12 protein-coding genes are annotated in these 10,373 nt (G+C 68.7%); 10 read left to right on the top strand and 2 right to left on the bottom strand.

The annotated features are described in order from the left end of the window. On the bottom strand, positions 1-938 hold a 938-nt coding region (locus ACFWF3_RS11185; protein WP_379313523.1), incomplete at its 3' end, for an HAD family hydrolase. An 88-nt stretch (positions 939-1,026) separates the two neighbouring features. Between ACFWF3_RS11185 and ACFWF3_RS11180 the strand changes: the two genes are divergently transcribed. From ACFWF3_RS11180 to ACFWF3_RS11160, 5 genes are all read left to right on the top strand, one after another. Further along, a complete protein-coding gene (locus ACFWF3_RS11180) occupies positions 1,027-1,308 on the top strand; it encodes a glutaredoxin family protein (protein WP_378991033.1) in 282 nt (93 codons plus the stop codon). Between the two features lie 205 nt (positions 1,309-1,513). Beyond that, a complete protein-coding gene (locus ACFWF3_RS11175) occupies positions 1,514-2,377 on the top strand; it encodes a redox-sensing transcriptional repressor Rex (RefSeq protein ID WP_378634153.1) in 864 nt (287 codons plus the stop codon). Between the two features lie 76 nt (positions 2,378-2,453). After that, complete coding sequence (locus ACFWF3_RS11170) at positions 2,454-3,926, top strand: glutamyl-tRNA reductase (RefSeq protein WP_379313521.1); 1,473 nt, start codon at positions 2,454-2,456, stop codon at positions 3,924-3,926. Continuing rightward, positions 3,923-4,954, top strand: coding sequence for a hydroxymethylbilane synthase (gene hemC, locus ACFWF3_RS11165; protein ID WP_378991031.1), 1,032 nt, complete (start codon positions 3,923-3,925; stop codon positions 4,952-4,954). The genes ACFWF3_RS11170 and hemC overlap by 4 nt, the downstream gene beginning before the upstream one ends. Then, a complete protein-coding gene (locus ACFWF3_RS11160; RefSeq protein WP_378634163.1) occupies positions 4,951-6,525 on the top strand; it encodes a uroporphyrinogen-III synthase in 1,575 nt (524 codons plus the stop codon). The genes hemC and ACFWF3_RS11160 overlap by 4 nt, the downstream gene beginning before the upstream one ends. 56 nt (positions 6,526-6,581) lie before the next feature. On the opposite strand, the gene ACFWF3_RS11155 is transcribed toward ACFWF3_RS11160, so the two are convergent. Next, on the bottom strand, positions 6,582-6,860 hold the full coding sequence (locus tag ACFWF3_RS11155) for a hypothetical protein (RefSeq protein WP_364403472.1): 279 nt from the start codon (positions 6,858-6,860) through the stop codon (positions 6,582-6,584). Between the two features lie 254 nt (positions 6,861-7,114). On the opposite strand from ACFWF3_RS11155, the gene ACFWF3_RS11150 reads away from it, so the two are divergent. The 5 genes from ACFWF3_RS11150 to ACFWF3_RS11130 are packed head-to-tail and all read left to right on the top strand — an operon-like array spanning position 7,115 to position 10,298. After that, positions 7,115-8,293, top strand: a complete 1,179-nt coding sequence (locus tag ACFWF3_RS11150) for a serine hydrolase domain-containing protein (protein ID WP_379313520.1) — start codon at positions 7,115-7,117, stop codon at positions 8,291-8,293. A gap of 42 nt (positions 8,294-8,335) precedes the next feature. After that, positions 8,336-9,313: a porphobilinogen synthase gene (gene hemB, locus ACFWF3_RS11145; RefSeq protein ID WP_379313519.1), complete on the top strand. Its 978-nt coding sequence runs from the start codon at positions 8,336-8,338 to the stop codon at positions 9,311-9,313. Further along, a complete protein-coding gene (locus tag ACFWF3_RS11140; protein ID WP_378991025.1) occupies positions 9,310-9,822 on the top strand; it encodes a hypothetical protein in 513 nt (170 codons plus the stop codon). The genes hemB and ACFWF3_RS11140 overlap by 4 nt, the downstream gene beginning before the upstream one ends. 59 nt (positions 9,823-9,881) lie before the next feature. After that, entirely contained in the window at positions 9,882-10,004 is a 123-nt protein-coding gene (locus ACFWF3_RS11135; protein WP_281258081.1) for a hypothetical protein, read from the top strand. Between the two features lie 30 nt (positions 10,005-10,034). After that, a complete protein-coding gene (locus ACFWF3_RS11130) occupies positions 10,035-10,298 on the top strand; it encodes a hypothetical protein (RefSeq protein WP_379313518.1) in 264 nt (87 codons plus the stop codon). The last annotated feature ends 75 nt before the right edge of the window (positions 10,299-10,373 follow it).

Here is a 10,373-nt window from a genome sequence, read left to right as displayed (position 1 = left end):
GTGCCGGCGAGGGCGTAGGCGGACAGGATTTCCCAGCCGCGGTTCTTCGCGACCTCGCGCAGGTCGGAGTCGGGGTTGATGGCGACTGCGGTGCCGACCAGCGACAGCATGGGGACGTCGTTGTGGCTGTCGGAGTAGGCGGTGCAGCGCTTGAGGTTGAGCCCCTCGCGGATGGCGAGGGTACGCACCGCGTGCGCCTTGCCGAGGCCGTGCAGGATGTCGCCGACCAGGCGGCCGGTGAACTTGCCGTCGACACTCTCGGCGACCGTGCCGAGGGCGCCGGTCAGACCGAGGCGTTTGGCGATCACATTGGCCAGCTCGACCGGGGTGGCCGTCACCAACCAGACCTGCTGGCCGGCGTCGAGGTGCATCTGGGCGAGTGCGCGGGTGCCGGGCCAGATCTTGTCGGCGATGATCTCGTCGTAGATCTCCTCGCCGAGTGCCGCGAGTTCGGCCGTGGGGCGGCCCGCGATGAAGCTGAGCGCCTTCTCCCGGCCCGAGACCATGTCGGAGGAGTTCTCCTTGCCGGTGACCCGGAACTTCACCTGCTTCCAGGCGACGTCGACCAGATCGGAGGTCTTGAAGTACTTGCGCGCGGCCAACCCGCGGGCGAAGTGGACGATCGAGGCACCCTGCACGAGGGTGTTGTCGACGTCGAAGAACGCCGCGGCGGTGAGGTCGCGCGGAACCTCGGGGCCCGCGTCGGCACCCTGCTCGGCGAGCTCGGCATCGTGCAGCTCGAGCGCGGCGTCGGCGCTGGCCTCACCGGCCAGGTTGGCGCGTAACTCTTCTTCGCTCGGTCCGAACGGGCTGCGTGGCAGCCGTGCGAACTGTTCCTGCAGTTCCTGACCGAGGCGGCTGGGCTGCCACCGTGCAGGGAACTCCCCGAATCGCCCTGCGACGAATCCGGCCCTAGTCACCTTCGAACGTTCCGGCACCAGTACCCTCCGCTAGTCGCGCGAACCATGTCCACAGTAACCGGCTGCACCGACAACCCGCTGCGGGCTCGGGGATTAAATAGGGCTCATGACTAATCCCACACCGACGGTGACCCTGTTGACCCGCGCTGGTTGCGGCATGTGCAGCGCGGCACTGGAGCAATTGCGGATGATCTGTGGTGATTTCGGTCTCCCGGTCGCCACTGTAGACGTCGACGAAGCCGCGGTCAGGGAGCCGGAACTGCGTGCCGAATACGGTGATCGCCTGCCGGTGGTCCTGTTGAACGGCCGTGAACACAGCTATTTCGACGTCGATGAGCCCCGTTTGCGGGCGGACCTGAGCCGGATCGCTGGTCGCGACGGAAAATGAGGCCGAATTCACCGACTTTGTGAACGCCTGCACAAGCGGTTACGGTGGTGACACGCAATCCGCACCGCCGCTCCACGCGGCGGCGGTGGCCGGGTTTGTACCGCCCCTATGGCACCGGTCGCGCTCTCGTAATTGCAGCGACCCACACCGGTGAACGAACAGAGGAACCGGACCGCGATCAGGCCCGGAACGAGGAGCCGACGACGTGACAGAGCAGCACGAGACGCCGAGTGGCGTCTCCGGCAAGGCTCTTGTGCGGGACATTCCGCAGGCCACGGTGACTCGTCTTGCTACCTATCTCCGGGTTCTCGCCGGGTTGGCCGACGAGGGTGTAGTCATCGTATCGAGTGAGGAACTCGCTGTCGCGGCGGGTGTCAATTCGGCGAAGCTGCGCAAGGATCTTTCCTTCCTCGGACCCAACGGTGTGCGGGGTGTCGGCTATGACGTAGCCAAGTTGCGCACCAGGATCGAAGATGTGCTCGGACTGTCGCAGGGACATCGGGTAGTGCTGATCGGCGCGGGCAATCTGGGTCGCGCGCTGGTCGGTTACGGCGGATTCGGGGTACGAGGCTTCACCGTGGTCGGGATCTTCGACAACGACCCGTCGGTGATCGGCCAGTCGTACGCCGGTCTCGTCGTGCGCGATGTCGAGCAACTGACCGCGCAGATTCCGGCGCTGACGCCGACGATCGCTGTGGTGGCCGTGCCCGACGAAGCCGCCCAGGACGTGTGTGACCGGCTCGTCGACGCCGGACTGCCGTCGATTCTGAGTTTCGCGCCGCTGGAACTGCGCGCGCCCGCCCATGTCCAGGTCCGCCGCGTCGACCTGGCGATGGAACTGCAGATGCTGTCCTTCGATGCCGCGCGCAACGACGCGCCCGCGCTGCCCGAGATCGCCGAGGTCGGCTCCGGCCGCGTCGCGCGCCGGGTACCGCCGCCGAACCACCTCACCCATGCCGCACCGGTCGAACCGGCCCGCGGCAGGCCGACACGGCGTACCGCGCCGCACTCGGCCACGCCCCACTCGGCAACGGAGCCAAGCACCAAGGGATCGGTGATCACGCCATGAGCGAGCGCCAGCGAGCTGAACAGCGACACGGCGTGCGGACACGCATGACAGGGCACAGCGCCGGCGAGGTGTGGTCATGAGTGTTCTGCTGGTAGGGATTTCGCACCGCAGCGCCCCGGTGTCGGTGCTGGAGAAGGTGGCCATCAGTGAGGCCGATCGGCCGAAGCTGGTGGATCGGCTGCTCGCCTCGAGTCACGTGTCGGAGGCGATGATCGTCTCCACCTGCAACCGGGTCGAGGTCTACGCGGTCGTCGACGCCTTCCACGGCGGACTCGGCGAGGTGAGCGAGCTGCTCACCAAGCATTCCGGACTGCCGCTGGGCGACCTCACCAAGCACGCCTACGTGCGCTACAGCGAGGCCGCGGCCGAGCATCTGTTCGCGGTCGCCAGCGGCTTGGACTCGATGGTCGTCGGCGAGCAGCAGGTGCTCAGCCAGATTCGCAGCGCCTACGCCAGCGCCGACGGTCAGCAGGCGGTCGGGCGCACCCTGCACGAGCTGGCTCAGCACGGGTTGCGGGTCGGCAAGCGAGTGCACTCGGAGACCGGGATCGACCGGGCCGGTGCCTCGGTGGTGTCGGTGGCGCTCGATCGGGCGCGCGGTGTCGTGGGCGATCTCGCCGGACGGACCGCCGTGGTGGTCGGTGCGGGCGCGATGGGCGGGCTGGCCGTCGCGCATCTGTCGCGGGCCGGGATCGGGCGCATCATCGTCGTCAACCGGACCCTCGAACGCGCACAGCGTCTCGCCGAGACCGGGCGCACCATGCACGGTGTCGACGCCGAGGCGGTCGAGATGTCGCGGCTCACCGAGGCCATGGCGGGTACCGATGTGGTGATCACCTGTACGGGCGCGGTCGGGTCCGTGGTGACTCTGGCCGATACCCATCGCGCGCTCGCCGGCCGGGCGCGCACCGACGCCGCCGAGCGTCCACTGGTCTTCTGCGATCTGGGCCTGCCCCGCGATGTGGAGCACGCCGTGGCAGGCCTGCCCGGCGTCGCCGTCATCGACATCGAATCGCTGCAGCGCGATCCGGCCGCGGGTGCCGCGGCCGACGACACCGCCGCCGCGCGCGTCATCGTCGCCGACGAACTCGCCAAATACCTTGCCGGGCAACGCATGGCGGAGGTCACTCCTACGGTGGCCGCGCTGCGTCAGCGTGCCGCCGATGTGGTGGAGGCCGAACTGCTCCGCCTCGATTCGCGGCTGCCCGACCTGGCCGACCCGGCCCGCGACGAGGTGGCGCGCACGGTGCGCCGCGTCGTCGACAAGTTGCTGCACGCGCCGACCGTGCGGGTGAAGCAGCTGGCATCGACGCCGGGCGGCGACAGCTACGCCGAAGCGTTGCGTGAGCTGTTCGAACTGAAACCTGGTGCGGTACAAGCGGTTGCCGCCCCGATGGAGGTCGCCGCGGCGGAGTCCGCGCTGGCCGACGACTTCACCGCAGGCCACCTCGGCGATGGGCCGTCACGCTTGACCGAGTCAAGACCCGACACAGGCAGCATGCGAAACCACGCAGCGCCGCTCGGGCATGCGCAGGAGGAAACCGCATGACCACGACAGTGCAGGAAGAGGACACCGTGACCGCAGGCAGCAGCAGTGCGCCGTGGCGGATCGGCACGCGCGGCAGTCTGCTCGCGCTGACACAGGCGGGCACCATCCGTGATGCGCTGATCGCGGCGGGGCAGCCCGCCGAACTGGTGGTCATCAAGACACCGGGCGATCTGTCCTCGGATCCGGTGCAGAAGATCGGTGTCGGGGTGTTCACCTCCGCGCTGCGCGACGAGCTCGCCGCGGGCGGCATCGACATCGCGGTGCATTCCTATAAGGACCTCCCCACCGCGCAGGACCCGCGCTTCACCATCGCCGCGATCCCGCCCCGCGAGGACCCGCGCGACGCGCTGGTGGCTCGTGACGGCATGGTGCTCGGCGAACTGCCCGCCGGTGCTCGCGTCGGGACCTCGGCCCCGCGCCGCGCCGCGCAGCTGCGCGCACTCGGCCTCGGCCTCGACATCCTTCCGCTGCGCGGCAATATCGACTCCCGCCTGCGCAAGGTGAGCGAGGGCGAACTCGACGCGATCGTCATCGCCCGCGCCGGCCTGTGCCGGATCGGGCGCACCGACGAGATCACCGAATCGCTCGAACCGGTGCAGATGCTGCCCGCCCCCTCGCAGGGCGCGCTCGCGGTCGAATGCCGCAGTGACGACCCGCAATTGATCGAGATACTCGCCGGTCTGGACGATGCCGCGACCAGAGCCGCGGTGCTCGCCGAGCGTTCGCTGCTCGGTGAGCTCGAGGCAGGCTGCACCGCGCCGATCGGAGCGCTCGCCGAGATCGTCGAGTCGATCGACGAGGACGGCCGGATCTTCGACGAACTCTCGCTGCGCGCCTGTGCCGCCGCGATCGACGGCTCCGATGTCCTCCGCGCCTCGATCGTCGGCGCGCCGAAAGACGCGGCCGAACTCGGTCGCACGCTGGCGCGCGAACTGCTGGACCTGGGTGCTCGCGCATTGCTGAGCGTCACAGACGAACCGGCGCCCACCGACTTCACTAATTCCAGCCCGATGGAGAACAACCGATGAGCAGCAGCCGAGCTACCAAGAAGCAACCAGGGCGGATCCTTTTCGTCGGATCCGGCCCCGGCGACCCGGCCCTGCTGACCGTGCGTGCCCGTGAGGTGCTCGAACGGGCGATGCTGGCCTTCACCGACCCCGATGTCGACAAGGGCGTGCTCGCCCTGATCGGTAGCGCGGTCGAGGTGGGCGAGGACGGCGAGAGCCCGGTCGACGTGCGGCCCGCCCTCGGCGAACCCGCCGAGGTGGCCAAGACGCTGATCGCCGAGGCGCGCAACGGTCACGACGTGGTCCGCATCGTCACCGGCGACCCGTTGACCACCGATTCGGTGATCAACGAGGTCAACGCCGTCACCCGCTCGCACATGGTGTTCGAGGTGCTGCCGGGCCTGCCCAACGGCTCGGCCGTGCCCAGCTACGCGGGCATCGCGCTGGGCTCCGGGCACACCGAGGCCGATGTGCGCGGCGAGGTCGACTGGTCGGCGCTGGCCGCCGCCCCTGGCCCGCTGGTGCTGCACGCCACCTCCGGTCACCTGGCCGAGACCGCCAGCGCGCTGGTGGAACACGGTATGGCGCCGCAGACGCCGGTCGCGGTCACCGTGCGTGGCACCACTCGTCAGCAGCGCACCATCGAGGCCACGCTGGCCTCGCTGAACAACGCCGCGTCCGAGCTCGTCGGCCCGCTGGTCGTGACGGTCGGCAAGGAAGTCGACAAGCGCGCCAAGATGTCGTGGTGGGAGTCGCGTGCCCTCTACGGCTGGACCGTGCTCGTCCCGCGCACCAAGGATCAGGCGGGGGAGATGAGCGAGCGGCTCGTCACCCACGGCGCGATCCCGATCGAGGTGCCGACCATCGCGGTGGAGCCGCCGCGCAGCCCCGCCCAGATGGAACGGGCCGTGAAGGGTCTGGTCGACGGGCGCTACCAGTGGGTGGTGTTCACCTCCACCAACGCGGTGCGCGCGGTGTGGGAGAAGTTCGCCGAGTTCGGACTGGACGCTCGCGCGTTCTCCGGTGTGAAGATCGCCTGCGTCGGCGAGGCCACCGCGGAGCGGGTGCGCTCCTTCGGTATCAACCCCGAACTGGTGCCCAGCGGCGAACAGTCCTCCGAGGGCCTGCTCGCCGACTTCCCGCCCTACGACGACGTGTTCGATCCGGTGAACCGGGTGCTGTTGCCCCGCGCCGACATCGCCACCGAGACCCTGGCCGAGGGCCTGCGTGAGCGCGGCTGGGAGATCGACGACGTCACCGCCTACCGCACGGTGCGCGCCTCGCCGCCGCCCGCGGAGACCCGCGAGATGATCAAGACCGGCGGTTTCGACGCGGTCCTGTTCACCTCGTCCTCCACGGTGCGCAACCTGGTCGGCATCGCGGGCAAGCCGCACGCTCGCACCATCGTGGCCTGCATCGGCCCGAAGACCGCGGAGACCGCGATCGAGTTCGGTCTGCGTGTGGACGTGCAGCCCGAGACGGCTCAGGTGGGCCCACTGGTGGAGGCACTGGCCGAGCACGCGTCGCGCCTGCGCGCCGAGGGCCTGCTGCCGCCGCCGCGTAAGAAGAGCCGCCGCAGCAGCAGCCGCTGATCTCAGCAGATACCCCGAAAGCCCGCCCGCAACGGCGGGCTTTCGGCGTATCGGGGTCATCGGCTGTAGCGCAGCAGTGTGCGCACGAGCCGGCAGGTGGCATCGGACGGCGGGCGGATGTCGATCTTCTCGGCGGTGCGCCGGATCGTGTCGTTGGTGGCCTGATTGGGTAGGTACACACCGGAATCCAGCAGCGCGATCGTCAACCGCATGGCCTTGAGCCGACGGTTGTGCGCCACGTACCAGCGGCGCGGACGGCCCGCGGGCAGTCGCTTCTTCTCGAGCGGCACGTACGGCGCGGTGATGAAAGTGGTCTGAGCGGCAATGGCATTCATTCGGCGTCCTCCCGTTGCGTTTGGGTCCCGCCCCCGATCGTCGGAACCCTCGAACACGCTTTCGATTATACCGAGGGGCACCGACAGGTTTCGTCGATCTCTCGCGGAAGCCATTGAGCTCCAGTGGGTTTCGATGTTATCCACAGGTTCGCCGCGACCGGTCGCCGACCTCGGCGAAGCGCCGCGCGTGGTGATTCGCGGATAGCTGTCGGACCGCTGTGATCTAGTAGCGCAAGGCAACCCGGGGAGAGGCGATGACGGTGAACGAGATCGACAAGCGGCTCGGCGCGCACGTCGCGGCGGACGAACTGCTCGGCCTGGCATGGCTCGTGGCAACCGGAGACGATGTCATCACCGGCGCCATCGGCCACCTCGACGACACCCGCACCACCCCGATGCGCACCGACACCATCTTCCGGATCTCCTCGATGACCAAACCGCTCACCGCGGCGGCGGCCTCGATTCTGATCGACGACGGCGTACTCGATCCGACCGAACCGGTCGACCGGCTCCTCCCGGAACTCGCCGGCTTACGTGTGCTCGCGCACCCCACCGCCGAAGTCGCCGACACGGTCGCGGTGAACCGCCCGATCACCGTCGACGACCTGCTCACCTTCCGCCTCGGCTGGGGCATGGATTTCGCCGACTTCTCACCCAAGCCGTTCGACGCCGCCTGGAGTGCCCTCGACCTCGGCTGGGGCCCGCCGACGCCCGCGCGGATGTTGCCTCCGGACATCTGGCTGCGCCGGCTCGGCACCCTGCCCCTGCAGTATCAGCCCGGCGAACGCTGGCTCTACCACGTCGGCGCGTCGATCCTCGGATTCCTGGTCGCCAGGGCAGCGAACAAACCGCTCTCGGAATTGCTGGCCGAGCGTGTCCTGCGCCCACTCGGCATGACCGACACCGGTTTCTCCGTCCCGCCTGACAAGCTGGCCCGATTCGGCCCGCATTACTCGGAAACAGACGGCACCCGCACCGTCTTCGACCCCGTCGACGGGCAATGGAGCACTCCACCCGCCTTCGAAGGGGGCGGTGACGGCCTGGTCTCCACTCTCGCCGACTACTACCGCTTCGCGCGGATGCTGCGCGACGGCGGCGAACTCGACGGCATCCGGGTGCTGTCCGAGCGAGCCGTCGCGGCTATGACCACCAACCACCTCACCGCCGAGCAACTGGCCCGCGGCGGACCCGGCCCCGGCGACAGCGCGGGGTGGGGTTACGGCGTCGGCGTCCAGTTACGCGACCAACCCGACGGCCCACGCGCAGGTGCCTACGGCTGGGCAGGCGGTCTCGGCTCGACCTGGTCCAATGACGGCGCGGTGACGGCGATCCTGCTCACCAACGAAACGTGGAGTTCGGCCGGCCCGTCCCCGGTCTTCGCAACTTTCGAGCAGATTCTGGGCGAAACCGCCCGCCGTCGCGACCCGTTGTAGGCGCTGCGGCGACCATCGGGGGACAGGCGTATTCTGCGGGCTATGACCGCTTTCGACCGCCCGCGGCGGTTGCGCAGGACACCCGCATTGCGTCGACTCGTCGCCGAGACCACGCTGCAGCCGCGTCAGTTGGTACTGCCGATGTTCGTGGCCGACGGACTCGACGAGCCGCGGGAGATCAGCTCGATGCCGGGGGTGTATCAGCACACGCTGGACTCGCTGCGCAAGGCCGCCGCGGAATCGGTGGCCGCCGGGGTGGGCGGACTGATGCTGTTCGGTGTGCCGCTGTCCGAGGACAAGGACGCCACCGGCAGCCAGGCCAGTGATCCGAACGGGATCCTGAACCGCGGTCTGCGCGCGCTGGCCGAAGAAGTCGGGGACGCGACGGTCATCATGGCCGACACGTGCCTCGACGAATTCACCGACCACGGCCACTGCGGGGTCGTCGGCACCGATGGCGCGGTCGACAACGACGCCACCTTGCACCGCTACGTGGAGATGGCGCTGTCGCAGGCCGAAGCCGGTGCCGATCTGCTCGGAACCAGCGGCATGATGGATGGACAGGTCGGCGCGATCCGGCGTGGGCTCGATGCGGTCGGGCGCACCGACACCGCCATCCTCGCCTACGCGGCCAAGTACGCCTCGGCCTTCTACGGCCCCTTCCGTGAGGCCGTCGGCTCGTCGCTGGAAGGCGATCGCCGCACCTATCAGCAGGATCCGGCCAACCGCCGCGAGTCGCTGCGCGAGCTCGACCTCGACCTCGCCGAGGGCGCCGACATCGTGATGGTGAAGCCCGCGATGTCCTACCTCGACATCCTGCGCGACGTCGCCGACCGTTCCACCGTCCCCGTCGCGGCCTATCAGATCTCCGGCGAGTACGCGATGATCACCGCCGCCGCCGAGCGTGGCTGGATCGATCGCCGGGCCTCGATCCTGGAGTCGCTGATCGGCATCCGGCGGGCAGGCGCGGACATCGTGCTCACCTACTGGGCGACCGAGGCAGCACACTGGCTGTCGTGATCGTTCCGCCGAACAAACCCGAAACCCTTCCCGTGCCGGAGGACGTCGGCACCGCCCGTCAGCTGTGGTGGGGAATCGCCGGCCTCGGTGTCGTCTACACCTTCGCCAGTGTCATCACCATGACCGGGGAGCGCGACAAGCTCAGCAAGCAGTTCCTCGACGAGATGCACAAGTCGGATCCGAACTTCCCGGCGTCGACCGTCGACGTGATGGTGCTGGTGGCTTTCGCGCTGACCGCGCTGGTCGGGGTGCTGCTGGCCGGTGTCACCGTGGCGATCGCGCATCAGCTCGGCCGTGGCAAGAGCTGGGCGCGCACGGTGCTCACTGTTGTCGCGATCTGGCTCGGACTCGGCGCCGTCGCCACCATGTTCAGCTTCTCCGCGGTCGCCAATCCAGCGACGATCGTGGCGGGCGGCTCGGCGATCGTGCAGGGCGTGCTCGCCGCGGGGGCCGCGTTCCTCAGCTACCGGCCCGAGTCGACGAAGTACTTCCAGTCCCGCCGGAAGTGACACCACACAGTGTATGGTGAGGATTATCACACCGGTTGAGCGCCGGGGGAGCGGAGGCAATGATGCGCGTGGTGATCGAGCAACCACACAGCCTGCGACGCGACCTGTTGGTGATCGGGCTGATGGTTGTACTCACCCTCGCCGTCATCGCGCTGATTCTGCTACCGAGCCTGGTCGGCTGATTCGATCTCGCCCCTGGCAGGATCGCAGGAATGAGACGCTGGATCGCGCTGTTCGAACTCGGCTTCGCCGTGCTCTTCCTTGCCTGCGCGATCGTCAGCTGGCGCGCCGCACGGCGCACGACCGAATTCGCCGGCACCGATGAGCACCCCGGGTTCGAGGCGGTGCGCTACGTGGCGCCGTTGCTGTTGCTCGCCTGTGCGCTGGTGATCGTGAGCGGGGTGCTGGTCATCGATGTCGTCACCAGGATCTACCGCGGATCTGTAGCACCGCGCGATCTCGAACCGATGATCTAGAGGAAGCCGAATTCCGATGTGTGCGTGGGGGTTCGGGACGCGAGCTCGCACCGCGGGCTCCCTCGAGGAGGAATC

Source organism: Nocardia sp. NPDC060220, assembly GCF_042727815.1.
GTDB lineage: Bacteria > Actinomycetota > Actinomycetes > Mycobacteriales > Mycobacteriaceae > Nocardia.
This window is presented reverse-complemented; position numbering and strand designations above follow the sequence as displayed.

Coding starts and splice junctions, on each gene's coding strand:
- ACFWF3_RS11155 (WP_364403472.1), bottom strand. CDS start 6,860: ATGAATGCCATTGCCGCTCAGACCACTTTCATCACCGCGCCGTACGTG.
- ACFWF3_RS11180 (WP_378991033.1), top strand. CDS start 1,027: ATGACTAATCCCACACCGACGGTGACCCTGTTGACCCGCGCTGGTTGC.
- hemC (WP_378991031.1), top strand. CDS start 3,923: ATGACCACGACAGTGCAGGAAGAGGACACCGTGACCGCAGGCAGCAGC.
- ACFWF3_RS11170 (WP_379313521.1), top strand. CDS start 2,454: ATGAGTGTTCTGCTGGTAGGGATTTCGCACCGCAGCGCCCCGGTGTCG.
- ACFWF3_RS11135 (WP_281258081.1), top strand. CDS start 9,882: ATGATGCGCGTGGTGATCGAGCAACCACACAGCCTGCGACGCGACCTG.
- ACFWF3_RS11130 (WP_379313518.1), top strand. CDS start 10,035: ATGAGACGCTGGATCGCGCTGTTCGAACTCGGCTTCGCCGTGCTCTTC.
- ACFWF3_RS11160 (WP_378634163.1), top strand. CDS start 4,951: ATGAGCAGCAGCCGAGCTACCAAGAAGCAACCAGGGCGGATCCTTTTC.
- hemB (WP_379313519.1), top strand. CDS start 8,336: ATGACCGCTTTCGACCGCCCGCGGCGGTTGCGCAGGACACCCGCATTG.
- ACFWF3_RS11150 (WP_379313520.1), top strand. CDS start 7,115: ATGACGGTGAACGAGATCGACAAGCGGCTCGGCGCGCACGTCGCGGCG.